Genomic DNA, 25,765 nt, shown 5'->3' with positions numbered 1-25,765 from the left:
CGCCCGGTTCGAGTCTGGCAGAGAAACCGTCTGCTTATGCGGCGACGTAGCGCAGCACGGCGTCGGCGATCGTGTCGCGGTGCCGCGCGCGCAGGCGCGGCGCCGACGGGTCGCGGCCGAATGCGGCGCCGAACGTGTAGCGGTTCGACACGCGGTGGAAGCAGAACGAGCTGATCAACAGGTGCAGGTCGAATGCGTCGATGTCCTTGCGGAACGCGCCGCTCGCCGCGCCGCGCTCGACCAGTTCCTCGAGCGTCTTGATGATGCTGACGTTGCGGTTCTTGAACGACTTGAGCTGTTCGAGATACTTCGCGCCGTGGATGTTCTCGATCGACACGAGGCGGACGAAGTCGCGATGCTTGTCGTGATAGTCGAACGTGAATTCGACGAGGCGGCGCATGCCCTCGCGCGGCTCCATGTCGCCGACGTGCAACTCCTGCTCGAGCGCGCGGATGTCGCCGTACACCTTCTCCAGCACGGCCTCGTACAAGCCTTCCTTGCTTTCGAAGTAGTAATAGAGCATCCGCTTCGTCGTGTTCGTGCGCTCGGCGATGGCATCGACGCGCGCGCCGGCGAGGCCCATCGCGGAGAACTCCTGCGTGGCGACGTCGAGGATGTTGCGCTTGGTTTGCTCGGGATCGTATTTGCGCCGCGCATCGGACGGAAGCGCGCGGGTGTCGGACGTGGCGGCCTTGCTTCCTGCTTTCATGTGGCTTTATTGTGGCTTCGGCGGCTTGGAAAAGCCATTCTAGCATGTGGGAAATTCCCGCCCGGCCGACCTTCCGCTCTAATCGGCAGGGCGGCTTCGGCCGCCGTGGCCGCCGCTCAGCGGCGGCAGGACGCGAGCGCGTCGCGGGCCTGGTACGCCGTGTACGTGAGCTGGGCGGCAGCGAGGCCCGCCAGCCCGAACGTGCGCGTGAGCCCGAACGCGTTGAAGCCTTCCGGCACCGGCCGGCCTTCGGCCAGCGTGGCCGCGAGCACCTCGCCGGCCACCGTGGTCGGCGCCATCCCGTGGCCGCCGAACGCGATCGCGTGCCACACGCCGTCCGCGTCGCGGCCGATCTGCGGCATCTTGTGCCGCGCGTAGCTCATCAGCCCGCCCCACGCGTAGTCGACCTTCACGCCTTCCAGTTGCGGATACACGCGCAGCAGGTCGCGCCGCAGCAGGCGCGCGATCGCGTCGGGGCCGCGGTCGAGCACGGAGATCCGGCCGCCCCACAGGATGCGCGTGTCCTTCAGCGGGCGGTAATAGTCGAATGCGAAACGCGTGTCGTAGATCGCGTACGGTGCGTCGATCGCGTCCGGCAGGCGCGCGCCGAGCGGTTCGGTCGCGATAACGTAGGTCGCGATCGGCAGCACCGCGCGCTCGATGCGCGGCGACACGCCGCGCGCGTAGCCGCCACCGGCGAACACGACGTCCTTCGCGCGCACCGTGCCCTGCGCCGTGCGCACGACGTACCCGGCGCCTTCGCGCGCGATGCCGAGCGCGGCCGAGCGTTCGTACACCCGCGCACCGCCGCGCGACGCGGCCGCCGCGACGCCGAGCACGTACTTGAGCGGATGGAAGTGGAAGGCGTTCGGTTCGAACAGGCCGCCGTAGTAGCGCTGCGTCTTCAGCCGCTTGCGCAGCGCGTCGGTCGAAACGGGTTCCCAGTCGACGCCGAGTTCGTCCTTCATCAGCGTGCGCACGCTGTCGAGCCGGGACGGATCGTCGAACCAGTTCGCGAGCATCACGCCCTGGTCGACGATGTCGCAGTCGATGCCGTAGCGCGCGATCCGCGCGCGGATCAGGTCGACCGCGTCGACGGTGAGCCGGTACAGCCGGCGCCCCTCGTCGCGGCCGAGCGTGCGCAGCAGGTCGGCGTTGTCGAGGCTGTAGCCGCCGAAGACGAAGCCGCCGTTGCGACCCGATGCGCCGAAGCCGACGCGTTCGCTGTCGAGCACGACGACGTCATGCACGCCGCGCTCGACGAGGCCGAGCGCCGTGCACAGGCCGGCGAGGCCGCCGCCGACGATGCAGACCTGCGTGTCGATCGTGCCGGTCAGTTGCGGGTAGGGCTGGCGGGTAACGGTGGCTTCGTAGAAGTTCTGCATGCGATTTCGTTGACTCTTGACGGCGGAAAAACAGGCGGCGCGCGTCGATCTTGCCTGAACGTGCGCGGCGCGTCGAATGGGGGTTGTCTGGGCACCGGCCGCCGCGCCTGGGCGGCGGCCGGTGCGGTGCAGGCCGATCCGCGCGATCAGGCGCCCGGCGTCGGGTTGGCCGGACGGGCGCCGTAGCCCGCGTAGCCGGTTTCAGCTTGGCGGGCGGGCTCGGGCGTCGCGTTGCGTTCGATCCAGGGAGCGATCTCCATGTCTTCGTAGCGCACGAGACGGCATTTGCGCACGATCGCGTAGCCGAGCCAGATCGCGAGGAAGAACGGCAGGCCGATGTAGGTCGCGGCGACGCCGACCCAGTCGATCTTGTCGGAGAGGAACGCCTGGTAATCCTGGCCGAGCGCGATCACCGCGCACAGCGCGAACGCGAACAGCGGGCCGAACGGGAACCACTTCGACCGGTACGGCAACTGGTCGAGCCGGTAGCCCTGCTTCAGGAAGCCCTTGCGGAAGCGGTAGTGGCTGACCGCGATGCCGAGCCACGTGATGAAGCCGGCCATGCCCGACGTGTTCAGCAGCCACAGGTACACGGTCTTGTCGCCGTACAGCGACGTGAGGAAACACAAGGCGCCGACGGCCGTCGTCGCATACAGCGCGTTGCGCGGCACGCCGCCGCGCGACAGCTTCGCGAAGATCTTCGGCGCACGGCCTTCGACCGCGAGGTTGTAGAGCATCCGCGTCGATGCATACATGCCCGAGTTGCCGGCCGACAGCACGGCCGTCAGGATCACCGCGTTCATCACGCCGGCCGCGAACGCGAGGCCCGCGTGGCGGAACACGAGCGTGAACGGGCTCACGCCGATGTCGGTCACGTCGCTCTTCAGCAGGCTCGGGTCGGTATAGGGAATCAGCACGCCGATCACGAAGATCGCCAGCACGTAGAACAGCAGGATGCGCCAGAAGATCTGGCTCACCGCACGCGGGATCGTCGTGCGCGGGTTTTCCGATTCGCCAGCCGCGACGCCGATCATCTCCGTGCCCTGGAACGAGAAGCCCGCGATCATCGCGACGCCGAGCATCGTCGCCCAGCCGCCGGCGAACGGCGCGTCGCCGATCGTGAAGTTGCCCCAGCCCGCGCTCGGGCCGCCCTGCATGATCCCGAAGATCATCAGCAGGCCGACGCCGACGAACGCGAGCACCGTCAGCACCTTGATCAGCGCGAACCAGTATTCGGCTTCGCCGAAGCCGCGCACCGACAGCGCGTTGAGCGCGAAGATCAGCGTGAGGAACAGCGCGCTCCACCAGACGCCCGGCACATGCGGGAACCAGTAGTTCATCACGAGCTGCCCGGCGACGAGCTCCACCGCCAATGTCACGGCCCAGCTGTACCAGTAGTTCCAGCCGAGCGCGAAGCCGAAGCCTTCGTCGACGAACTTCGCGCCGTAGGTCGCGAACGAACCCGACACCGGCATGAACGCGGCCATCTCGCCGAGGCTCGTCATCAGGAAATAGACCATCAGGCCGATCACCATGTACGCGAGCATGGCGCCGCCGGGGCCGGCCTGCGAAATCGACGCGCCGGACGCGACGAACAGGCCCGTGCCGATCGAGCCGCCGATCGCGATCATCCGCAGATGGCGTGCCTGCAGCGCACGGTGGAGGGACGGCTTCGCGGGCGGCGAGCCGGAGGGGCGGGGCGAATCGGGGCGGGCATCTGAATGCATGGCGGGCGCTGGGCGCTGTCTCCGGGATTGTTTTTTCGGTGACGAAGCGCGACGCGTTGCCGGCCGCGGTGATGCGGTGCTGAAACGGGCCGGGTGAGTGGGCCGCGATGCGTGTCGCCTTCGTCTGTCGTCCGGCAGCCGTGATGGCGGCCGGCGGCGCGCCGGGTGCGGTGCACCCCGACGTCGCCACGATTGTGTGTGCCCGGTGCGCGGGCGGCAAACGATATTTCAGAACAGGGTGATGCGGCTTTGTCATCAACTTGTGCACCGTCACGGCATCGCCGATGCCCGGTCACGGGCCTTGGATAAGTCTGATATCAGCGAAGAAACGCACGGCGTCATCCCGCCCGGGTGTTGCGTTTTCGGAATGAAGTCGTGAGTTAATATCAATAGCGGCCCGACTTGTGGCCACCGACAATGTGTTTCATGGATCGTGCCCTGCGAGGCGGGAGCGCGCCGTCCGGCGGGCTTCCGGCGGCGGCGCGGCGCGATGCGCCCAATGGCGCACCGGGCCTGCCGCGCGGCGCATCCGCTTGCACAGGGCGCGCGAACGCGCTCCAATCGAATCACGCGGGCGGCGTTGCCGCCGCACCGATCAATCTGTCCCTGAAGAGGAAGTGATGCAATTCAACGACATTCTTGCCGCGCTCGATATCGATCTCGCCCAGTGGAAAGGCAATGCGCTGACCGCGCGTTCGCCGCTCGACGGCGCGACGCTCGCGACGCTGGCCGTCGACACGCCCGCCGACGCCGAGCGCAAGATCGACGCCGCGCACGACGCATTCCTCAAGTGGCGCACGGTGCCGGCGCCGGTGCGCGGCGAACTCGTGCGCGTGTTCGGCAACGTGCTGCGCGAGCACAAGGCCGAGCTCGGCCGCCTCGTCACGCTCGAAGCCGGCAAGATCACGTCGGAAGGCCTCGGCGAAGTGCAGGAAATGATCGACATCTGCGATTTCGCGGTCGGTCTGTCGCGCCAGCTTTACGGCCTCACGATCGCGTCGGAGCGCCCGGGCCACCGGATGATGGAAACGTGGCACCCGATCGGCGTGTGCGGCGTGATCTCGGCGTTCAACTTCCCGGTCGCCGTGTGGGCCTGGAATGCCGCGCTCGCATTCGTGTGCGGCGATTCGGTCGTGTGGAAGCCGTCCGAGAAGACGCCGCTCACCGCGATCGCATGCCACGTGCTGCTGCAGAAGGCGATCCGCGAGTTCGAGAAGACCCACCCGGGCGTCGCGCCGGCGGAGCTGAGCCAGCTGGTGCTCGGCATGCGCGATGTCGGCGAGGTGCTGACGGCATCGAAGAAGGTGCCGGTGGTCAGCGCGACGGGCAGCGTGCGGATGGGCCAGGAAGTCGCGAAGGTGCTGAGCCAGCGTCTCGCGCGCGGCATCCTCGAACTCGGCGGCAACAACGGGATGATCGTCGCGCCGAGCGCCGATCTGGATCTCGTGGTGCGCGCGGTCACGTTCGCGGCGGTCGGCACGGCCGGCCAGCGCTGCACGACGCTGCGCCGCCTGATCGTGCATCGCAGCCTGGTCGAGCAGCTGCTGCCGCGCATCGAGAAGGCCTACGCGTCGGTGAAGGTCGGCAACCCGCTCGAAGAAGGCACGCTGGTCGGCCCGCTGGTCGATCGCGCGTCGTTCGATGCGATGCAGAAGGCGCTGGGCGATGCACGCGAGCAGGGCGGTGAAGTGAAGGGCGGCGAGCGCGTCGACGTCGGTCACGCGGATGCATACTACGTGCGTCCGGCCATCGTGCGGATGCCGAAGCAATCGGCGGTGGTCGAGCGCGAAACGTTCGCACCGATCCTGTACGTGATGGTCTACGACAACTTCGACGATGCGATCGAACTGCACAACGCAGTGCCGCAAGGCCTGTCGTCGGCGATCTTCACGAACGACATGCGCGAGGCCGAGCAGTTCATGTCGGCAGCGGGCAGCGACTGCGGGATCGTCAACGTGAACATCGGCACGAGCGGCGCGGAAATCGGCGGCGCGTTCGGCGGCGAGAAGGAAACGGGCGGCGGCCGCGAGTCGGGTTCGGATGCGTGGAAGGCTTACATGCGCCGCGCGACGAACACGATCAACTACAGCCGTCAGCTGCCGCTGGCGCAGGGCGTGAAGTTCGACGTGTGATGCGGGGCGCCCGGGAGGGCGCTGCGTAGAAGGAGAAAGGGCCGGCTGCCGCGTGGTGGTGCCGGCCCTTCGTTCATCTGCGCGACGGCAAGCGTGCGAGCCGCGTCATGCGTCTCCCGCCGCCGGCATGTTCTGCACGACCAGCATCTGCGGGCTCGACAGCGTGATGCCCGCCGCGCGCAACTGCTTCAGGATCTCGAACAGCAGGTCGCTCTTCGTCGAGCCGGCGATCCGCGGGCTCGACACGTAACCCGTCACGCTCAGCGTGATGCCGTCCGGCGTGAGCTGGCTGAACGTGACCGACGGCGCCGGCTTCTCGAGAATCGCCGCATGCGAGCGATAGGCTTCGAGCAGCAGGTCGCGCACCTGCTCGGGATCGGTGTTCAGCGGGAACGTCAGCACCAGCGTCGCGACGCCCTGCGTGCTGTTGCCCATCGTCACGTTGCGCAGGTTCTGCGAGATCAGTTGCGAGTTCGGCACGATCACGGTCGAGCGGTCGCTGAGCTGGATCTCGGTCGCGCGCACGTTGATGCGGCGGATGTCGCCTTCGACGCCCGCGATGCTGATCATGTCGCCCACCTTCACCGGGCGCTCGGTCAGCAGGATCAGCCCCGACACGAAGTTTTTCACGATCTCCTGCAAGCCGAAACCGATACCCACCGACAACGCACTGACGATCCACGCGAGGTTGTTCCACCGGACGCCGAGCAGCCCGAGCGTCATCAGCACGAGCAGCACGTAGCCGACGTTGGTGAACAGCGTGATCAGCGACACGCGCATCCCGGTATCCATGCCGAGCGCGGGCATGAACTCGCTGTCGAGCCAGCGGCGCAGCGAGCGCAGCAGGTAGAAGCCGATCGCGAACCCGATCACGGCGTTCATGATCCGGTCGGGCATGATGTTCAGGCTCTGCAGCCGCTGGCTGCCGATCATCGCGACCGCGCTGTCCATCAGGTCGCCCGGCGTCGTGCCGAAGCCGCCCGTCAGCAGCGCGATGGCCGCGATCAGCATCAGCAGGCTCGTGCCGAAGCCGGACAGGACCGTGCGGGCCTGGTCGAGGTGGCGATCCTCGAGCGCGAACAGGTGCTTGATCTGCTGGCCCGTCGTCAGGCTCGACGAGAACAGGCTTTCGCTCGCGTCGCGCGTCAACTGGATCAGGATGTAGGTGGCGCCCAGCACGATCTCGAACCACACGAGCTCGTAGGTAATGAAGCGCGCGACCGTGATGTAGCCGATCAGGAGTGCGATCAGGGTCGCGATGATGGCCAGCGTGACGGCGGCATGGATCAGCCCGGCGAGCGTCGAGCGCTGCTCGGGCGCTTCGCCGGCGGCCGCGAGCGCGCTGCGCGCACGGTTCGAGCGCAGCAGCGATGCACCGACCGTCACCGCGACCACGAGCGACACGATCCCGCGGCCGAACAGCGTGACCGACAGGCTGGTGTCGACGATCCGGTTGATCGATTCGAGCGTGCCGGACACCAGCAGCAGCGCGGCCAGGATGCCGGGGAACGGCTTCATCGCGAGCGCGACCGGATCGGCGAGCGCGGGCAGGCGCCATGACGGATGCTTCGTGCAGAGCAGCGCACGGCCGAGCCCGGCGATCAGGGCGCAGGTTGCGGCGAGCTTCGCGAACTGGTCCCACAGATCGTTCAGCGCCGGCGTGAGGTCGTATTGGCGCGCGACGGCGAGGTAAAAGATCTGGACGGCGATGGCGGTTGCCAGCAGCGTCGACAGCGCGGTCGACAACGCCAGCGCGCTGCGGCGCAAACGGGTGGCCGGCAGGCGGTTCACGCAGAACCACGCGAGCCCGCGCTCGATGAGCCGGCGGCCGCCGATCCATGCCGCGAACGCGGCAACCAGCAGCAGCACCGTGATCGCCTTTTGTCCGGGCACCCACGACGAGCGCAGCATGTCGAGCATTTCTTCGTCGAAATCCCCGAGCCGCTGGGCGTCGTCCGGTGAAAGATGGAACAGCGGCAGCCAGAACTGCGCACTGAAAATGCCGCCCGAACGGAACGCGAGCTGGTTCTTCAGCAGGCCGCGATGCAGCTTCGCGAACTGCTCGTTCAGGTTCGTGAGGCTGGCTTTCTGGTCGGCGGCCTGCTTCAGCGCCGCGTCGAGCTGCGTCTTGCGCGCGTTCAGCGTGGCCCGTTGCTTCGCGACGGCCGGCGTTTCAGGCGCGGCGCCGTCGGCGGGCGGGGGGCCGAGCACGTCGAGCTGCCCCTGGATCTGCGCACGTTGCGGCACGAGATCGCTCTGCAGCTTCTCGACATCGGTGCTCAACTCCTGCGTCGAGTCGCTGAGCCCGTCCAGCTCCTTGCTGTTGGACGCGTTCGAGGTCTGCTGTTTGATGCGGTCCAGTTCGGCCTGCATCTGCTTGAGCTGTGCGACGGCGTCGTTCAGCGAGATGGCCGGAACGGGCGCGACGACGCCGCTCGCGTTCGGTGCCGAGGCGGCCGCCGGAAACGCCGACGCGGTCGCGATCGCCACGAACTGCAGCAGCGCGATCAGGGCGATCCGGCGAGCGTAGGTGGATAGTCGTTGTATGAACATGGAATGCTTACGATTTGCCGACAATTCAGGTCGCCGAAAGGCGCCCGGAAGCCGGTGGTTGGCCCGGTAGCATGTTACCGGGGTGTGGAACGCGTGGTTGTACCGATTGCGTACCCCGTTTGTGGTGATTCCGGTGGTGCGTGCCCGCGCGAAACGGCGCACCAGGCCCGGACGGTGGGGCCAGCGCCCCCGCGATATGGCGCCGGATAGCCGTTCCGGCGCGTTTCCCGTACCCGACAGACGGTTACGCAAGTTACACATTATCTGGCGCAAAAATGGGGTATCCGAAGCGGTTCGGCGGCCGGGGGCTGCACGTCATCGCGTTCGAGATATCGGGGCCGGGGTGCGCTCGCACCAGACGGACCTGCCGGTACAATGCAGCGATTCGCCCGATGGCGGCTCGCGGGTCGCCGGACAACAATACGACACGATCAGGAGACGCGCCCACGATGGCCTCAACGGACAGCCTTTCGCAGGCACCTGCCCAATCCTCACACGTCGACCCCGGCTCCATCTCGGCTCGCCTCGACCGCCTGCCGCCCACCCGCACCGTCTGGAAACTCGTCGTCCTGCTGAGCCTCGGCTTCTTCTTCGAGCTCTACGACCTGCTCTATAGCGGCTACGTCGCCCCCGGCCTCGTGAAAAGCGGAATCCTGTCGGCAACGACGCACGGCCTGTTCGGCACCACGGGCGTCGCGAGCTTCATCGCCGCGCTGTTCTCCGGGCTCTTCATCGGCACGATCGCATGCGGCTTCCTCGCCGACCGTTTCGGCCGCCGCGCGATCTTCACCTGGTCGCTGCTGTGGTACACGGCCGCCAACGTCGTGATGGCGTTCCAGGACACGGCCGCCGGGCTGAACTTCTGGCGCTTCGTCGTCGGTCTCGGCCTCGGCGTCGAGATGGTGACGATCGGCACGTACATCTCCGAACTCGTTCCGAAACAGATCCGCGGCCGCGCATTCGCGTGCGAGCAGGCGGTCGGGTTCGTCGCGGTACCGGTGGTCGCGTTCCTCGCGTACCTGCTCGTGCCGCACGCCCCGTTCGGCCTCGACGGCTGGCGCTGGGTCGTGCTGATCGGTGCACACGGCGCGCTCTTCGTGTGGTGGATTCGCCGCGAACTGCCGGAAAGCCCGCGCTGGCTCGCGCAGCAGGGCCGGGTCGAAGAAGCCGATCGCATCATGCGTGCGCTCGAGGCGAAGGTCGAAGCCGAATACGGCCGGCCGCTGCCGCCGCCCGCGCCTGCCGAGCCCGTGCCGCCGCGCGGCAGCTTCCGCGACATGTGGGTGCAGCCGTATCGCAGCCGCACGATCATGATGACGATCTTCAACGTGTTCCAGACGGTCGGCTTCTACGGCTTCGCGAACTGGGTGCCGACGCTGCTGATCAAGCAGGGCATCACGATCACGTCGAGCCTGATGTATTCGAGCGTGATCGCGCTCGCCGCGCCGATCGGCCCGCTGATCGGCCTCGTGATCGCCGACCGCTTCGAGCGCAAGTCGGTGATCGTTGCGATGGCGGCGGCGATCGTCGTCTGCGGGCTGCTGTTCAGCCAGACGACGGTGGGCGCATTCCTGATCGTGCTCGGTATCGGCCTCACGCTCGCCAGCAACATCATGTCGTACAGCTTCCACGCGTATCAGGCCGAGCTGTTCCCGACGTCGATCCGCGCACGGGCCGTTGGCTTCGTCTATTCGTGGAGCCGCTTCTCGGCGATCTTCTCGTCGTTCGTGATCGCGGCGGTGCTGAAGGGATTCGGCACGTTCGGCGTGTTCGCGTTCATCGCGGGCGCGATGGTGATCGTGATGGCCGCGATCGGGTTCATGGGGCCGCGCACGAAGGGCATCGCGCTCGAAACCATTTCGAAGTAAACGGGGGTTGCGCACGCATGTCGCACGGTTCGTGCGGCGTGCGTGCGATGCGATGGCGATTGCATCGCGCATACGGCATGTACCGCGTATCGGGAGTGATCTGGCATCCGAATTGATTTGAAGACCCAGTCGTGCCGTGGCGAATCACACCGCTTTCTGTCTAGATCGCGAACGCCCAATAAATCAGACTGCCACGTAACGAACAAGCAAGCGGCAACGAGTTGAAACAAAGCGTGACGAAGCGCAAAACCACGACGTTCGCCCATGCCGATTCTTGCCGGGACGCGTAAAATGAAGGGCCTGACGACTCATTAGCCGCCATCGGACCGACCGCGTTGCAATAGCGAACGGCTCCGCCGCGAAGAGGCGTCGGCGCCGGGCGCACACGATGCGCCGGACGTGTCGATGGCTCGCGCGGAAGATGCGCCGCCCCGCAGCATGCGGCGGCCGGATCGGCCGATGGCTTCGAACGTATGATGCCTTTCAGCTTCACGCGGCGATTTGCGAAGCCGCGTTGTCTTGCCCGTGTCGCCACGGCGTGTATTGGAATCGCCGCGGCACTGCCGATCTCCATGCTCGTCGAGCGGCCTGCCTTGGCGGCGTCCGACGTATCGGCGCCCGTCGCTACGTCATCCTCATCAGTCGAGTCACCCGCGTCGGCAGCTTCCCGAGTGCATCCCGCTTCGGCGGCGCATGCATCGTCGGGTGCGTCGGCGGCCAAGCCCGCGCCTGCCGCATCACACGCGCATCCCGTGGAGCCTGCCAGCCCGGCGTCGAGTGCATCGGGCGCATCCGCAGCTTCCGCAGCTTCCACCGCCGCACCTGCATCGGCCGCTTCCGCTGCGCCCGCCAGCGAGGCCGAGGCACCCGCACCGACACCGCCGCGCCAGCATCCGCCCCTGTCGGCCGAAGAGGCAAAAAATGCGACGGCGCGCGCGATCGACATGCGCAAGCGCTTCACGCAGGAGGTCACGCGGCGCCTGAACGTACCGGCAAACGAGCAACGCGCGTACGGCGAGCGTCTCCAGAAGGCGCTCGTCGATGCGGACCTCGGCGACCTGGCCGGCGAATACATCGCGATGGTCGACCGCGCGCCGAACGTCCAGGCGCTGTTCATCTACTTCCGCGCGACGCCGGCCAACGCGTGGATGATGATCGGCGCATCGCCGGTCGGCACCGGGCTGCCGGGCACGTACGACCATTTCCTGACGCCGCTCGGCGTGTTCCATCACTCGCCGGACAACATGGATTTCCGCGCGGAAGGCACGACGAACGAGAACGGCATTCGCGGCTATGGGCACCGCGACATGCGCATCTACGACTTCGGCTGGGTGGACGGCGAGCGCGGGTGGGGCAAGGGCGGCGTGTCGCCGATGCGCTTCCAGATGCATGCGACCGATCCCGATCGCCTCGAAGCGCTGCTCGGCATCCGGCACTCGAAAGGATGCGTGCGCATTCCCGCGTCGCTGAATACGTTCTTCGACCGGCACGGCCTGCTCGACGACGACTACCAGGCGCGCGTCGAGGCCGGCAAGTCGCTGTGGGTGCTGCGCCGCGATCGCGACATCACGCCGATCGCGGGCCGCTACCTGGTCGTGATCGACAGCGCACGCAAGACGCGGCCGGCGTGGTCGCCGTTGCCGGGGCGCAAGGCATGGTCGAAGCTGCCGAAGGGCGGCGACACGGCGGATTGACGGCCGGCGAGACGGGCACGGGAGCGATGCGGATGAGAATAAATCCGTTTTATTGAACCATAATAAAAGCAAACTTTTATTATCCGATCCGGGTTCGTATAGTCGAGGCCAGTTTCGCGGAACCCTGCCGCGCCTGGACCATCACCGATCACACGACCCGATGAAAACTCTCTACAAGCTCGCCCCGCTTGCGATGCTCGGCGCCTTCGCGACGCATGCCTGTGCGCAAAGCAGCATCACGCTGTACGGTCTCATCTCGGCCGGTGTCGGGTTCGCGACCAACCAGGGCGGCAAGAACGCCTGGCAGGCGCTGTCCGGCACGAACCAGAACCCGCGCTGGGGGCTGAAGGGCAAGGAGGATCTCGGGCAGGGGCTGTCCGCGGTCTTCCAGCTGGAGAACGGCTTCAACGTGATGACCGGCACGGCCGCGCAGAACGGCCGCGAGTTCGGGCGGATGGCCTACGTCGGCCTGGCCGACCGCACCTACGGCGCGCTGACGTTCGGCCGCCAGTACGACGCGATCCACGACTACATCGGGCCGGTGATCATCGCGAGCAACGGCGTGAACATCGGCGACAACGACAACGGCTACAACGACATCCGCGTGCAGAACTCGGTGAAGTACGTGAGCCCCGTCTACTACGGCCTGAAATTCACCGCGCTGTACGGCTTCAGCAACGCGACCGGCTTCGCGAACAACAGCGCGTACAGCTTCGGGCTCGGCTACGAGCAGGGCCCGCTGCGCTGGAGCGTGGTCTACGCGCAGTACAACCATCCGTACAGTGCGACGAACCAGGACGGCGCGATCGCGAACGACTATGCGTCGCCGCTGCTGATTTTCAGCAAGAGCGCGATGTCGCCGGCGGCTTACGCGAGCCGGCAGCGGATCGCAGGCACGGGCGGCTTCTACACGATCGGCCGCGCGCAGTTCGCGGCGATGTTGACCGACGTGCGCTACGATTACCTCGACAATTCGCACCTGCACCTGCAGAACCTCGGCGTGAACGTCGTCTACACGATGACGCCGCAACTCTTCCTCGGCGCCGCGTATGCGTTCACGAACGGCAAGTACGACGTGATCGACAAGCGGCCGAGATGGCACCAGGTGAACCTGCAGGCCGATTACTTCCTGTCGAAACGCACCGACGTCGCGCTGACGGTGATCGCGCAGCAGGCGGCCGGCGACGCGGACCATGCGCAGATCTTCGCGTACGCACGGTCGACCGGCACGCGCCAGATGATGGCGACGCTCGGCGTTCGGCATGTTTTCTGAGCGCCCGACCATGACCCATCCGATCGCCTCCCGCCGCACCTTCCTGAAACTGTCCGCCGCGCTGGCCGGCACCGCGCTGCTGCCTGAAACGGGCGCGTTCGCGGCCGGCGGCGACGCCGCGCGCCGCACGGTGATCATCGATACCGACCCGGGGCAGGACGACGCCATCGCGATCCTGTTCGCGCTGGGCGCGCACGATAGGCTCGACGTGCGCGCGCTGACCGCCGTCGCCGGCAACGTGCCGCTCGACCTGACCGAACGCAATGCGCGGATCATTCGCGACTGGGCCGGCCGCACGAAGACGCTACCCGTCTACGCAGGCTGCCCGCGCCCGCTCGTGCGCGACCTCGTGACGGCGGCGAACGTGCATGGCAAGACCGGGCTCGAAGGCGTCGAGTTGCACGAGCCGCGCGCACCGCTTGCCGCCGGTCACGCGGTGGCGTATCTCGTCGATACGCTGAGCCGCGCGGCGCCGGGCAGCGTGACGCTGTGCGCGCTCGGCCCGCTGACGAACCTCGCGACCGCGTTGGTCGAAGCGCCGCAGATTCGCGGCGCGCTGCGCGAGATCGTGCTGATGGGCGGCGCGTTCTTCGAGCGCGGCAACATCACGCCGGCCGCCGAATTCAACATCTACGTCGATCCGCAGGCGGCCGAAGTCGTATTCGGCAGCGGCGTGCCGATCGTCGTGCTGCCGCGCGACGTCGCGGTGAAAGCGCCGATCACGCCGGCACGCGTCGCGCCGTTCCGCGCGCTTGGCAATCGCTGCGGCGCGATCGTCGCGGACATCATGGAGGCCGAGCTCGCGTACAACAAGAAGCGGCGCGGCGTCGAAGATGCGCCGATGTACGACCCGACCGCGGTCGGCTATCTCGTCGATCCGGACCTGTTCGGCGGACGCAAGGTGAACGTGATGGTCGAGACGACCGGGCAGTGGACGCTCGGCGAGACGGTCGTCGACTGGAACGGGCGCAGCGGCCGTGCGGCGAACGCGACGTGGATCAACGAGGTCGATGCGGACCGCTTCTACGCGGCGCTCGTCGAGCGCATCGCGAAGCTGCCCTGAAGGCGTTCAGATGTGCTTCGCAATCCACTCGCGGCACGCGCGCACGTGCGGGCCGCGATCGTCGCCGGTGAGCGAGATCAGCGAGATCGCGCGCGTGACGCGCGGCTTGTCGACGCGCAGCGCGACGAGTTCGGGATCGTGCAGATGCATCGTGTAGAGGCTCGGCAGCACGGCGGTCGCAAGACCGTTGCGCGCAAGCGCGTAGAGCGGCTCGGTGTATTCCATCCGGTACGTGACGTTCAGGCGCAGCTTCTCGGCGCCGCCGGTGCGATGCAGCGATTCGCTGACGCTGCCGCGCACGAACACCGCGAGCTCGCGATCGACGAGCCTGGCCCACGTGACGCTCTTCGCGCGGGCAAGCGGATCGTCATGCCGCACGACGATCACGATCTCGTCCTCGAAGAGCTGCTGGTAGCGCAGCGTGCCGTCGTCGCTGTCCGGTTCGCGCACGCCGATGCCGAGATCCGCGACGCTGTCGCGCACGGCTTCGACGAGCGCGCTGTTCGGCAGGTCGGTGAGGGTGAAGCGCAGCGTCGGATGCGCGTCGCGCAGTGCATTGAGCGCGGGCAGCAGGCGGCCCGCGACCGACGGGATGAACGCGATGCGCACGGTCTGGATGCGTTCGCCGATGAGCCGCGCCATGTCGTCGAAGGTGCCGCGCGCCTGGTTGAGCAGGCGTTCGGCGAGCGGCAGCACGGCTTCGCCCGCGGAGGTGAGCGTAAGCCGATGCGCGGAGCGCGCGAACAGGCGCCCGCCGAGCAGGAACTCGATCTGGCGGATCGACGCGGTGAGCGCGGGCTGCGTGAGCGACAGCGCCTGCGCGGCCTGCGTGAAGCTGCGTGCGTGGGCAAGCACGACGAAGTGCTGGACCTGCCGCAGCGTGAGCGCGGGCAGCAGCGACGAGCGGTCGGACGACATCGGGCAATAACGGTCGGGATGCGGTACGCGGCAGTATAAGACCGCGCTGCGTGAATCGACACAGGACAATATTCGGAATCACAGGAGAACCACCATGTCAGCGACTGACACGATGCCGGCACGCGCGCCGGCCAACTGGCTCGAACGCCGCTTCGCGCTCGCCGCGCGCGGCACGAGCGTGCGCACCGAGACGATCGCGGGCGTCACGTCGTTTCTCGCGGCCGCGTACCTGCTCGTCGTGATCCCGTCGCTGCTCGCGACGGGCGGCATGGAGCGCGGTGCGGCGACGACCGCGACGATCATCGTGTTCGTGCTGTTCACCACGCTGATGGGGCTCTACGCGAACCTGCCGTTCCTCGTCGGCCCCGGCATCGGCGGCTCGGTGATCATCGGCGTGACGCTCGCGACGACCGAGCACGTCGGTTGGCAAACGGGCCTCGGCATCGCCTGCGTGTCGGGCGTGCTGTTCTTCCTGCTGACGATCCTCGGCGCGCGCGGCGTCGTGGTGCGGCTGATTCCGGTGCAGATCAAGCTCGGGCTCGGCGCGTCGATCGGGCTGTTCGTCACGATGCTCGGGCTGCGCAACGCGGGGATGGTCGTCGCGAACGCGAAGACCAACGCGTTCGCGCTCGGCGATTTCTCGCGGCCGGGCGCGCTCGTCGCGCTGGTCGGCCTCGCGGTCGCGATCGTGCTGCAGGCGCGCAAGGTGCCCGGCGCGATTCTGATCGCGATCCTCGTGGCAGCCGCCGCCGGCGTGCCGCTCGGCGTCACGCATGTGCCCGCGTCGTTCGTGTCGCTGCCGCACAGCATCGCGCCGATCGCGTTCAAGCTCGACATCGGCAGCGCGTTGAGCCTCGCGGCCGCGCCGTACCTGTTCGCGTTCTTTGCGGCGGAATTCTTCTCGACGCTCGGCACCGCGCTCGCGGTCGGCGCGAAGGCGAACCTGCTCGACGAACAGGGCAACCTGCCGAACATCAACCGGCCGTTCCTCGTCGATTCGCTCGCGGCGACGCTCGGGCCCGTGTTCGGCATTCCCGCGCTGACCGCGCTGATCGAATCGGCGGCGGGCGTCGAGGCCGGCGGCCGCAGCGGGCTGTCGTCGCTGGCGGCGGCCGTGCTGTTCGCCGCGATGCTGCTGTTCGTGCCGGTCGCGCTCGCGATCCCGAAAGAGGCGACCGCGCCGGCGCTGATCCTGATCGGGCTGTCGATGTTCGCGACGATCCGCCATACGCATTTCGACGACTTCACCGATGCGTTGCCCGTGATGTCGATGGTGCTGCTCACGCTGATGTCGAACAGCTTCGGCACCGGCATCGCGGGCGGGCTGCTGTGCTACGTGCTCGTCAAGCTGCTGGCCGGCCGCTGGCGCGACGTGTCGTGGGGGCTCGTCGTGCTCGCGCTTCCGCTCGGCTACTACTTCTGGACCGTCGTGAAGCCGCACTGAGAGACGGCTTTCGCGACGCATCGGCACTACCCAAAACGAGACTGCAATGAAGGCAACACCAGGTAACGTCCCGGCCGCGCGCACGGGCATCGAGATCACGCCGGCCCATCGGGCCTTCTTCCACGCGCTGCCGAAGGTCGAGCTGCATTGCCACCTGCTCGGCGCGGTGCGGCACGACACGTTCGTCGCGCTCGCGGCGCGCAGCGGCGCGCCGATCGAGCGCGCGGAGATCGACGCGTTCTATGCGCGCGGCGAGAAGCCGGTCGGCGTGCTGCACGTGCTGCGCGCGCTCGACCGGTATCTGCTCACGCAGCCCGACGACCTGCGGCGGATCGCCTACGAGTATCTGGAGGATGCGGCCGCGCACCACGTCCGGCATGCGGAATTCTTCTGGAATCCGACGGGTACGGTGCGCGTGTCGGGTATCGCGTATGCGGATGCGCAGGCCGCGATCGTGACGGGGATTCGCGACGCCGCACGCGACTTCGGGATCGGCGCGCGCCTGATCCCGAGCATCGACCGCGAGCAGGATCCCGACGAAGCGGTGGCGCTCGTCGAATGGATGAAGGCGAACCGCGCGGATGAAGTGGCGGGGCTGGGGATCGACTATCGCGAGAACGACCGGCCGCCGGAGCTGTTCTGGAAGGCTTACCGCAATGCACGCGCGGCGGGTTTTCGCACGACCGCGCATGCGGGCGAGTTCGGGATGCCGTGGCGCAACGTCGAGACGGCCGTCGATCTGTTGCAGGTCGATCGCGTCGATCACGGCTATACAATCGTCGACAACCCGGAGCTGTGCGCGCGCTACGCGGAGCGCGGTATCGTCTTCACCGTCGTGCCGACGAATTCGTACTACCTGCGCACGCTGCCGCCGGAGCAATGGGCGGAACGGCACCCGATGCGCAAGATGCCGGGCCTCGGGCTGAAGATCCATCCGAACACCGACGATCCGACGCTGCACAAGGTCAATCCGTCGGAGGCGTGGGAGCTGATGTTCAGCCATTTCGGCTTCACCGTGGCCGAGCTGAAGCAGTTCATGCTGAACGGGATCGACGGCGCGTGGGTGGACGACGCGACGAAGGCCGCGTGGCGTGCGGCGTGGGCGTCGGAGTTCGACGTGCTGGCTGCCACGCTCGCGGCTGGCTGAGCGCGGCGGCGTCATACGCCGGCCGGTGCTCCAACCGGCCGGCGACTCGTTGTGCCGGAACAGCTTCGCGACGCCCGGCAGGCCGCCGGCGTCGAGCAATTCCGCGTAGCGGTACAGCAGGTTCGCGATCGCGACTGCGCTGTGGGTCATGCGGGCTCCGCCGTCGTTGAACGATGACGACGATGGTGCACGGCGCGCAGCAAGTCCGCTTCGTCCGGGTGGACTAATCCGGCGCCTGGCGTTCTACAGGGCAACCGTCTTCGTCATCGCGCGCTCCTATAATGAGCGCCGACACGACAACAGCAACAATAAAGACGAGGGCGACCCTTCCAATGGGCAATCGATCATGGCTGTATCTCCAGGCCGGTGACGGCGACGACGCGCGAACGATCGCGCTCGCGGAATCCAACAATCACTTTCCGCTGCTGTGGCGCGTGCTGCTCGCCGACGGCGGCGCGGGCGACGCGATCACCGATCAGCGCGTGTTCGGCGATGCCGGCACGCCAAATCTCACCAGCGACGCGCGCGCCGCGCTTGCGCGACTCAGCCGGCTTGCGTTGTTCGTCGTCGCGTATCCGCTGCCCGGCGACGATCCGGCGCTCGCACGCCAGTTCGATGCGGTCGTCCGGCATCTCGGCGAATCGATCGATGCGCTCGGCAACGCGCACGGCGCACCCCGGTTTTCCGCGAATCTCGACGAGTTGTCGTGGCTCGACGGCGGCGATCCGAACGACTACATCGACCAGGAGCGCGATACCTGCACGCGGCTGTGGTGGCAGGTCGCGAACTGCATGGATTTCCGCGACGTGCGCGGCGTGCGCGATGCGCTCGAGATCGAGTCGCCGCCCGACTGGCGCGACTGGGCGTGGGGCTTCGGGTTCGGCGGCCTGTTGCATCACTATTTCGTTCGTCAGGAGCCGCCGCGCGGCGTGACGTTTGCCGAGCTGTTCGATGGCGGCGAAGTGCACGGCGGCCGGCTCGGCTACGGCACGTTCAGCTTTCGCGCACGCAACGGGCTGTGGGGTGTGCGACGTGAAACCCACGATGCGTGGCACGTGATCGTGCCGCCCGAGTGGACGAACCTGTGGACGAGCGGCGCGCGCGACGACCGGCTCCTGTGGGCCGAACGCGACGGGAAGGTCGGCCTGCTCTTCGCCGATGGCGATGTCGACGGCGATGGCGACGAGATGCGGATCGTGCGCGAACCGTCGTTCGACGCCGTGTGGGATTTCAGCGGCGATGTCGCCTGCGTGCGTGTCGGCGAGCGATTCGGGCTCGTGCGTACGGACGGCACGTGGGTGCTCGAACCGTCGCTCGACGATTTCGGCGATTTCACGGGCGGAGTCGCGTCCGCGAGCCTGGACGGCCGCTGGGGCTTCGTCGACACGCGCGGTGCGTGGGCGATTCCGCCGCGTTTCGACGATACGCATGAATTCGAGAACGGCACCGTCGCGGCGGTATCCGAAGGCGAACGGTGGGGGTTGATCGGGCGCGACGGGCAATGGCGCGCGCAGCCCGAGTGGGACGCGCTCGAATGGTCGTCCGAATGCGGCGCCTTCGTCGCGCGGCGCAACGGCCACGTCGGCCTCGTCGATGCGAAAGGCCGCGTCGTCGTCGAGCCGCATTATGCGGAAGTCGCCAGGCTGACCGACGACGAACGGACGGACATGCTGACCGAGCTCGGCGCGATCCGCCATATCGTGCGGCGCGACGACGGGCGTTGCGCGATCGTCGACGGGCAGGGCCGCGTGCTGACACCGTTCGACTTCGTCAACATGGGCGCGCTGCCGTGGTTGCCCGATGACGAAGCCGTGCCGGGCGAGCTGTTCACGCGTTACGCGATCGGTGTCCTGCCGGGCGAGCCGGTGCAGCTCGCGATCTGCGATCTCGAGACGGGCGCGACGCTCGTGCAGGGGCGCTACGACGACGTGGCCGGCCTGTTCTGGGGCGCCGATCACGGCTGGCTGGCGTGTGTGGAGGAAGAGGGCGGCAACGACGTGCGTGCGACGGTGCTTCACGCAGACGGCACCGTGCTGCATCCGGCGCGTTACACGCGCATCGGTGACGATGCGCTGTTCGACGACGATCGCGCCGCCGCCGCAGGACACGCGATGCTGATGCCGTGGTTCGTCCGCCGTGTCGCGGTCGCGCGGAGCTGGAGTCTGGGCGAACCGGTCGCCGCCTTGCGCGACGACGGCGTGCCCGTATGGCTGTACGCGGACGGGCAAGCGACGACGACGCTTCGATAGGCCGAGCCGTTGTCGTGGAGGCCGGCGTGGTGCGCCGGCACCCCGATCAGCGGAAGAACTTCAGCCAGTCGAACAGGCCCGGATGCGGCGTGCGCCGCCGCGGCGCCGGCGCGCTGCGCGGCCGGAAATCCGGCGAGAACTGCGCGTGCGAATCGATCGCCTTCGCGCGCAGCGCCGCCTCGTAGAAACTGCCGACGATCGGCAGCGCGCTGTGCGCGCCCGCGCCCCAGTAGTCGCTGCGCAGCGTCACGCTGCCGTCGTCGAAGCCGACCCACGCGCCGGCCACGAGCTGCGGATGCATCAGGATGAACCAGCCGTCCGCGTTGTCCTGCGTCGTGCCCGTCTTGCCGGCGACGTCGACGCGAATGCCATACCGTGAACGAATGTCGGCGCCGGTGCCGCGATCGACGACATCGCGCATCACGTCGACCAGCGTCTGCGCGGCGGGCTCGGGCAACGCACGTTCGGGCGGTGCGCTGCCGAAGACGGCGAGCACCTTGCCGTCGCGGTCCTCGATGCGCGTGATCATCTGCGGCGCGACGTAGACGCCACGGTTCGCGATCGTGCCGTACGCGGACACCATCTCCTTCAGCGTGACGGGGCTCGTGCCGAGCGCGAGCGAGGGCACCGCGTCGAGCGGGCTCTCGCGCACGCCCATCGCACGGGCGAGCTGCGCGACCTTCGCGGCGCCTTCGTGCTGCATCACCTGCGCGGTGATGCGGTTGCGCGACAGCGCGAGCGCATCGCGCAGCGTCATCGGCTCATCGGTCGGCGGCTCGGCATCGGTCGGGCGCCAGACCGCGCGCCCGTCGATCGGGATCGCGACGGGGCGGTCGACGAACGTATCGCCCGGCCGCATGCCGTCCGCGAACGCGGCGCCATAGACGAACGGCTTGAACGTCGAGCCGGGCTGGCGCCGCGCCTGCGACACGTGATCGAACGGCTCGCTGCCGAAATCCGGGCTGCCGACCCACGCACGGATCGCGCCGTTGCGCGGATCGATCGCGACGAAGCCGGCCTGCACCTGCGTCTTGCGCTCGCACAGCGCGCGCATGAAATCGCGATTGGCGCCGAGCCGCTTCAGCGCGACGACGTCGGTCAGCCCCGTGTCGCGCGCCTGCCGATAGTCGGGTGTCTGGCGGATGAAGCCGCGGAACAGGTCGTTGCGCAGCCCGCAGCCGGACGGGCCGCGCCACGCGCTGTCGGCGATCGCCTGCAGCCGCTCGGTCTGCCGCGTCAGCGCCTGCGTCGCCATGTCCTGCAGCCGCGCGTCGAGCGTCGTGCGCACGACGAGTCCATCGGAGTACAGATCGTAGTTGTTGCGATCGGCCCACGCGATCAGCCATTTGCGCAACTGCACCGCGAAGTGCGGGGCGAGGCCGGGCTGCCCCGACTGCGGCTCGAAGTCGACGCGCAGCGGCTGGCGCTGCAGTTTCGCGAGCTGCTGCGGCGTCAGCATGTGCATCTGCGCCATCCGGTCGAGCACGATGTTGCGTCGCTGTGCCGCGCGCTCCGGGTTCAGCACCGGGTTGTAGTAGCTGTTGCCCTTCAGCATCCCGACGAGCGTCGCGCTTTCGACGATGTCGAGCTGGTCGGCCGACTTGCCGAAGTAGGTGCGCGCGGCCATTTCGACGCCGTACGCGTTGTACAGGAACGGCACGGTGTTCAGGTAGGTCTCGAGAATCTCGTCCTTGCTGTACACCGACTCGATCTTGAACGCGGTGATCAGCTCCTTCACCTTGCGCGTGAGCGTCGGCGCGCGGCCGACTTCATCCGGATACAGGTTGCGTGCGAGCTGCTGCGTGATCGTCGAGCCGCCCTGGCGGTCGCCCGAGAACGTGTGCAGCCCGGCCGCGAGCGTGCGGCGCACGTCGATGCCGTGATGCGCGTAGAAACGGTGGTCCTCGGTCGCGATCAGCGCGTCGACCATGTGCGGCGAGATCTGCTTGAGCGGCACCCATTCGCGGTTGACGGGCCGGAACTCGGCGATCAGCTGGCCGTCGGCGGACAGCACGCGCGCGGGACGGTCGATGCGCGCCTTGCGGATGTCGCCGATGCTCGGCGTGAACGGGACGAACGCGAGCAGCACCAGCAGGCCCAGCACCGGGATCGCGGCGAGCGTCAGCGCGACGCCGCGACGCGTCGGATGGCGCAGGCGATGCAGCGCGCCGGCGCCCAGCGCGCGGAGGCGCGCGCCGCAGACGGCGGCGAACGGTACGACGCAGGCGCGGCAACGGAGCCACGCGTCTCGGAGAAGCGGCACGAAGCGATTCAAGGCGGCAGGAGCGCGGATGGAAGAGGCGCGATCCTAGCAAACGGCACACGTGCGACGCCCGCCAAAACGGCCGTTTGCTTGCAGGATTTACAGACGATTACGTTTGTTGCCCATCGACAACCTTTTACGGCGCGGCCTGGCGCGATTCTCCCGACGAATCGCGGCCGGCGCCGCCCGCGCTCGAAGCCGTCCGGTCAGCGTGGCACGGCACTGCCGGCGGCCATTGCGACCACCTCCGCCAACCGCTGCGCGGCCGCCTCCATCTGCGCGCGACCGAACCCGCCGAAGCCCAGCACGAGCCCCGGGCGGGCGGTACCGGGCGCGAACATCGGCGACACCGCGCGCACCGCGACGCCGGCTTTAGCGGCGCGCTCGACCACGTCGAGGTCGTCGATCCCTTCCGCGAGCCACAGCACGATGTGCATGCCCTGATCGCCCGGCTGCACCCACGCGCGTTCGCGCGGCAGCCGCGCACCGAGCGTGTCGATCAGCAGCGCGCGCTGTTCCGCATACACGCCGCGCACGCGGCGGATGTGGCGGTCGAGGTGGCCTTCCGCGATGAACGCGGCCAGCACGTGCTGATCGGCGGTCGGCACATGACGATCCATCAGTACGCGGGCGCCGCAGAACGCGGGCACGAGATCGTCGGGCGCGATCACGTAGCCGAGCCGCAGCGACGGAAACAGGATCTTGCTGAAGGTGCCGAGGTAGATCACGCGGTCGGGGTCGAGCCCTTGCAGCGATGGGAATGGGTGGCCTTCGTAGCGCAGCTCGCTGTCGTAATCGTCCTCGACTACCCACGCGCGTTGCCCACGCGCCCAGGCGAGCAGCGCATTGCGCCGCGCCATGCTGAGCGGCATGCCGAGCGGATACTGGTGCGACGGCGTGACGAATGCGACCCGCGCATGCGGCGCGAGATGGATGCCGGCGTCGACGTCGATACCGTCGGCGTCGACCGGCACCCGCACCATCGCGTCGCGCCGCCCGGTGCTGTCGAGCAGCGCGGTGATGCCGCGATAGGCCGGATTCTCGACCCACGCGTGATCGCCCGTGCCGAGCAGCACCTGGCTCGCGAGATGCAGCCCCTGCTGTGTGCCGCTGGTGATCACAACCTGGTCGGCATGGCAGCGCACCGAGCGTGAGCGGCGCACGTAGTCGGCGATCGCCTCGCGCAGCGGCAGCGCGCCTTGCGGATCGGCATAGCCGGACGGCGCGCCGGCGCCGCGCGCGCGCAGGCGGTTGCCGAGCCGGCGCCAGATGTCGTCGGGCGCGGTGAGGCCGATCGGCACCGAGATCGCGAACGGCATGGCCGGCAGCGGGCGGAATTCGCCGGCGATCCGCGCGAAGGTGGCGGCCGGCTCGGGCAGGCCGGTACGTGCCGGCGGGCGGTGCCGGGCAGGCGGTTCGGGCGCGTTGACGGGCGGCGGCTCGGCGAGCGCGAGCGCGCTCGCGACCCGCGTGCCCGCGCCGCCGCGCGATTCGAGAAAGCCTTCGGCGATGAGCTGCGCATACGCATCGACGACGGTGCCGCGCGCCACCTGCAGCGACGCGGCGAGCAGCCGTGTGGACGGCAGCGCGTCGCCCGGGTGGACGTCGCCGCGCCGCACCGCGTCGCGCAGCGCCTGCGCGAGCTGGCGGCTCAGGTCGCCGGCCGCGCGATCGAGCGCGCCGAGCGACGGTATGTCGACGTTCCGGGCCGTTCTTGCCATGATTCTGGTCTGCTGAAATTGTTTCAAACCGGCTCTACAGAATAAACCAGTTTGGCGCCACAATCGGCGCATGACGGGCCAGCGCCCGATCCATTCCCACCCCCGCCTGACCGTGGAGCCGCCATGTATGTCCCCGCCGATTTCAACGAACCCAACCCCGACGCGCTGCGCGAGCTGATCGTGCAGCATCCGTTCGGCAGCCTGATCACGCACGGCAAGAGCGGGCTCGACGCGAATCACATCCCGTTCGAGCTGCTGCCCGGCGACGGCGGTCTCGGCGAACTGCATGCGCACGTCTCGCGCGCGAATCCGGTCTGGCAGGACGTCGCGAACGGCGACGAGGTGCTCGTGATCTTCCGCGCGGGCGATGCGTATATCTCGCCGACCTGGTTTCCGAGCAAGCATGTCGCACACCGGCAGGTGCCGACGTGGAACTACGTGGTCGTGCATGCGCACGGCCGCATCACGGTGCGCGACGACGCGCAGTTCGTGCGCGGCGTGGTCGCCCGGCTGACGCGCACGCACGAGGCGTCGCAGCCGGTGCCGTGGAAGATGGGCGACGCGCCGGCGGATTATCTCGACGCGATGCTGCAGGCGATCGTCGGGCTGCAGATCGAGATCACGCGGCTCGTCGGAAAGCGCAAGCTCGGGCAGAACAAGGACGAGGCCGATATCCGCGGCGCCGGCGACGCGCTGGTCGCGAACGGCAGCCTCGCGATCGGGGAAGCGATGATCGCCGCGGCCGACGCGAAGCGCGGGTGAGCGCCCGCGACGGGCAGGCATGCGCGGGCAAGCGCCACGCCCGCACGCCGGCCCGTCACTGCGTGCGCGTCCCGCCCTTCGCGCCTTCGCCGGCCTGCGCGAGCGCGCCGCGAATCGCGGCCTCGGTCTTGTCGTACCCGCCTTCGCCATAGCGCGTATAGACGACCTTCCCGTTCGCATCGATCAGGTACAGCGCGGGCCAGTACTGGTTGCCGTACGCGCGCCACGTGTCGTAGCGGTTGTCCTGCGCGACCGGATACTGGATGCCGAAGCGCTTGATCGCGTCGGCGACGTTGCCCGCGTCGCGCTCGAACGGATACTCGGGCGTATGCACGCCGACTACGACGAGCCCCTGGTCGCGATACTTCCGGTCCCACTCCTTCACGTACGGAATCGTATGAATGCAGTTGATGCACGAGTACGTCCAGAAGTCGACGAGCACGACCTTGCCGTGCAACTGGCCGAGCGTCAGCGGCGCGCTGTTGTGCCAGCGGTCGATGCCGGTGAAATCGGGTGCGGCCATGCCGGCCTGCGAAGTCGGCATGCCCGCGTCGTCGCGGGTGCCCGCGAAGGCGGCGAGCCCGGCCGTGGCGGCAAGGGCGAAGACGAGGGCGGCGATCTTGAGTCGGGGCAGCATGGCGTTCTCCTGAGCGGGAGGCCGCCGCGCGGTGGCGGCGGCCGGACGGGTTTCGACAGGCCCCATTAAGCGGCGCCGACGTATCTGCGATGTGTCCGGCGCGCCACGCGTGTGCAATGTTGTGTGTCGTCACGGCGGCGCGATACATTGGGATACAAACGGATGCCCGCCGTGCGGTATAAAAGCGGACATCACCTGCCCGACTACCTCGACACCGACC

The 25,765-nt window shown here is 68.2% G+C and carries 16 protein-coding genes and 1 pseudogene; 9 read left to right on the top strand and 8 right to left on the bottom strand.

The features are described from left to right. Nucleotides 1–34: 34 nt before the first annotated feature. The 3 genes from LGM89_RS05115 to LGM89_RS05105 all read right to left on the bottom strand — a co-directional run bounded on the left by LGM89_RS05115 (nt 35) and on the right by LGM89_RS05105 (nt 3,821). On the bottom strand, nt 35–709 hold the full coding sequence (locus LGM89_RS05115) for a TetR family transcriptional regulator (protein ID WP_011353990.1): 675 nt from the start codon (nt 707–709) through the stop codon (nt 35–37). A 116-nt stretch (nt 710–825) separates the two neighbouring features. Beyond that, the gene (locus LGM89_RS05110; protein ID WP_089475571.1) at nt 826–2,094 is read right to left on the bottom strand and encodes an NAD(P)/FAD-dependent oxidoreductase; all 1,269 of its coding nucleotides are present in this window, start codon (nt 2,092–2,094) and stop codon (nt 826–828) included. 146 nt (nt 2,095–2,240) lie between these two features. After that, a complete protein-coding gene (locus LGM89_RS05105) occupies nt 2,241–3,821 on the bottom strand; it encodes an amino acid permease (RefSeq protein WP_226272448.1) in 1,581 nt (526 codons plus the stop codon). Nucleotides 3,822–4,441: 620 nt separating this feature from the next. Here LGM89_RS05105 and LGM89_RS05100 point away from each other — a divergent pair. Further along, the gene (locus LGM89_RS05100; protein WP_069252500.1) at nt 4,442–5,953 is read left to right on the top strand and encodes an aldehyde dehydrogenase family protein; all 1,512 of its coding nucleotides are present in this window, start codon (nt 4,442–4,444) and stop codon (nt 5,951–5,953) included. A 105-nt stretch (nt 5,954–6,058) separates the two neighbouring features. Here LGM89_RS05100 and LGM89_RS05095 read toward each other — a convergent pair whose 3' ends face one another. Further along, nucleotides 6,059–8,506, bottom strand: coding sequence for a DUF3772 domain-containing protein (locus LGM89_RS05095; RefSeq protein WP_226202068.1), 2,448 nt, complete (start codon nt 8,504–8,506; stop codon nt 6,059–6,061). A 449-nt stretch (nt 8,507–8,955) separates the two neighbouring features. Between LGM89_RS05095 and LGM89_RS05090 the strand changes: the two genes are divergently transcribed. The 4 genes and pseudogenes from LGM89_RS05090 to LGM89_RS05075 all read left to right on the top strand — a co-directional run bounded on the left by LGM89_RS05090 (nt 8,956) and on the right by LGM89_RS05075 (nt 14,404). After that, entirely contained in the window at nt 8,956–10,374 is a 1,419-nt protein-coding gene (locus LGM89_RS05090; protein WP_226272447.1) for an MFS transporter, read from the top strand. Between the two features lie 388 nt (nt 10,375–10,762). After that, nucleotides 10,763–12,068: pseudogene (locus LGM89_RS05085) on the top strand (hypothetical protein). 160 nt (nt 12,069–12,228) lie between these two features. Further along, on the top strand, nt 12,229–13,341 hold the full coding sequence (locus LGM89_RS05080) for a porin (protein ID WP_226272446.1): 1,113 nt from the start codon (nt 12,229–12,231) through the stop codon (nt 13,339–13,341). A gap of 10 nt (nt 13,342–13,351) precedes the next feature. After that, on the top strand, nt 13,352–14,404 hold the full coding sequence (locus LGM89_RS05075) for a nucleoside hydrolase (RefSeq protein WP_226272445.1): 1,053 nt from the start codon (nt 13,352–13,354) through the stop codon (nt 14,402–14,404). Between the two features lie 6 nt (nt 14,405–14,410). On the opposite strand, the gene LGM89_RS05070 is transcribed toward LGM89_RS05075, so the two are convergent. Then, entirely contained in the window at nt 14,411–15,322 is a 912-nt protein-coding gene (locus tag LGM89_RS05070) for a LysR family transcriptional regulator (RefSeq protein WP_226272444.1), read from the bottom strand. A 94-nt stretch (nt 15,323–15,416) separates the two neighbouring features. Here LGM89_RS05070 and LGM89_RS05065 point away from each other — a divergent pair, with 94 nt between their 5' ends. The 3 genes from LGM89_RS05065 (at nt 15,417) to LGM89_RS05055 (ending at nt 20,162) form a co-directional block, all read left to right on the top strand. After that, nucleotides 15,417–16,766, top strand: coding sequence for an NCS2 family permease (locus tag LGM89_RS05065; RefSeq protein ID WP_226272443.1), 1,350 nt, complete (start codon nt 15,417–15,419; stop codon nt 16,764–16,766). 46 nt (nt 16,767–16,812) lie between these two features. Then, nucleotides 16,813–17,913 carry an adenosine deaminase gene (add, locus tag LGM89_RS05060; RefSeq protein WP_089496204.1) on the top strand — a complete coding sequence of 367 codons (1,101 nt, stop codon included), beginning with the start codon at nt 16,813–16,815 and terminating at the stop codon, nt 17,911–17,913. A gap of 332 nt (nt 17,914–18,245) precedes the next feature. Continuing rightward, nucleotides 18,246–20,162: a WG repeat-containing protein gene (locus LGM89_RS05055; RefSeq protein WP_226272442.1), complete on the top strand. Its 1,917-nt coding sequence runs from the start codon at nt 18,246–18,248 to the stop codon at nt 20,160–20,162. Nucleotides 20,163–20,208: 46 nt separating this feature from the next. On the opposite strand, the gene LGM89_RS05050 is transcribed toward LGM89_RS05055, so the two are convergent. Further along, nucleotides 20,209–22,437: a penicillin-binding protein 1A gene (locus tag LGM89_RS05050; RefSeq protein WP_226272441.1), complete on the bottom strand. Its 2,229-nt coding sequence runs from the start codon at nt 22,435–22,437 to the stop codon at nt 20,209–20,211. Nucleotides 22,438–22,631: 194 nt separating this feature from the next. After that, complete coding sequence (locus LGM89_RS05045; protein WP_226272440.1) at nt 22,632–24,146, bottom strand: PLP-dependent aminotransferase family protein; 1,515 nt, start codon at nt 24,144–24,146, stop codon at nt 22,632–22,634. A gap of 123 nt (nt 24,147–24,269) precedes the next feature. Here LGM89_RS05045 and LGM89_RS05040 point away from each other — a divergent pair, with 123 nt between their 5' ends. After that, nucleotides 24,270–24,908, top strand: a complete 639-nt coding sequence (locus tag LGM89_RS05040; RefSeq protein ID WP_226202092.1) for an FMN-binding negative transcriptional regulator — start codon at nt 24,270–24,272, stop codon at nt 24,906–24,908. A 55-nt stretch (nt 24,909–24,963) separates the two neighbouring features. Here LGM89_RS05040 and LGM89_RS05035 read toward each other — a convergent pair whose 3' ends face one another. After that, on the bottom strand, nt 24,964–25,545 hold the full coding sequence (locus LGM89_RS05035; protein WP_226272439.1) for a thioredoxin family protein: 582 nt from the start codon (nt 25,543–25,545) through the stop codon (nt 24,964–24,966). Nucleotides 25,546–25,765: the final 220 nt, after the last annotated feature.

Source organism: Burkholderia sp. AU31624 (genome assembly GCF_020420065.1).
GTDB lineage: Bacteria > Pseudomonadota > Gammaproteobacteria > Burkholderiales > Burkholderiaceae > Burkholderia.
The sequence above is the reverse complement of the archived record's forward strand: the minus strand, read 5'-3'. Positions and strand labels throughout refer to the sequence as shown.

Bases quoted from the DNA above. Each gene is read 5' to 3' on its own strand.
- LGM89_RS05095 (WP_226202068.1), bottom strand. From the start codon at position 8,506: ATGTTCATACAACGACTATCCACCTACGCTCGCCGGATCGCCCTGATC.
- LGM89_RS05040 (WP_226202092.1), top strand. From the start codon at position 24,270: ATGTATGTCCCCGCCGATTTCAACGAACCCAACCCCGACGCGCTGCGC.
- LGM89_RS05115 (WP_011353990.1), bottom strand. From the start codon at position 709: ATGAAAGCAGGAAGCAAGGCCGCCACGTCCGACACCCGCGCGCTTCCG.
- LGM89_RS05035 (WP_226272439.1), bottom strand. From the start codon at position 25,545: ATGCTGCCCCGACTCAAGATCGCCGCCCTCGTCTTCGCCCTTGCCGCC.
- LGM89_RS05105 (WP_226272448.1), bottom strand. From the start codon at position 3,821: ATGCATTCAGATGCCCGCCCCGATTCGCCCCGCCCCTCCGGCTCGCCG.
- LGM89_RS05110 (WP_089475571.1), bottom strand. From the start codon at position 2,094: ATGCAGAACTTCTACGAAGCCACCGTTACCCGCCAGCCCTACCCGCAA.
- LGM89_RS05080 (WP_226272446.1), top strand. From the start codon at position 12,229: ATGAAAACTCTCTACAAGCTCGCCCCGCTTGCGATGCTCGGCGCCTTC.
- LGM89_RS05090 (WP_226272447.1), top strand. From the start codon at position 8,956: ATGGCCTCAACGGACAGCCTTTCGCAGGCACCTGCCCAATCCTCACAC.
- add (WP_089496204.1), top strand. From the start codon at position 16,813: ATGAAGGCAACACCAGGTAACGTCCCGGCCGCGCGCACGGGCATCGAG.
- LGM89_RS05065 (WP_226272443.1), top strand. From the start codon at position 15,417: ATGTCAGCGACTGACACGATGCCGGCACGCGCGCCGGCCAACTGGCTC.
- LGM89_RS05070 (WP_226272444.1), bottom strand. From the start codon at position 15,322: ATGTCGTCCGACCGCTCGTCGCTGCTGCCCGCGCTCACGCTGCGGCAG.
- LGM89_RS05055 (WP_226272442.1), top strand. From the start codon at position 18,246: ATGGGCAATCGATCATGGCTGTATCTCCAGGCCGGTGACGGCGACGAC.
- LGM89_RS05075 (WP_226272445.1), top strand. From the start codon at position 13,352: ATGACCCATCCGATCGCCTCCCGCCGCACCTTCCTGAAACTGTCCGCC.
- LGM89_RS05045 (WP_226272440.1), bottom strand. From the start codon at position 24,146: ATGGCAAGAACGGCCCGGAACGTCGACATACCGTCGCTCGGCGCGCTC.
- LGM89_RS05100 (WP_069252500.1), top strand. From the start codon at position 4,442: ATGCAATTCAACGACATTCTTGCCGCGCTCGATATCGATCTCGCCCAG.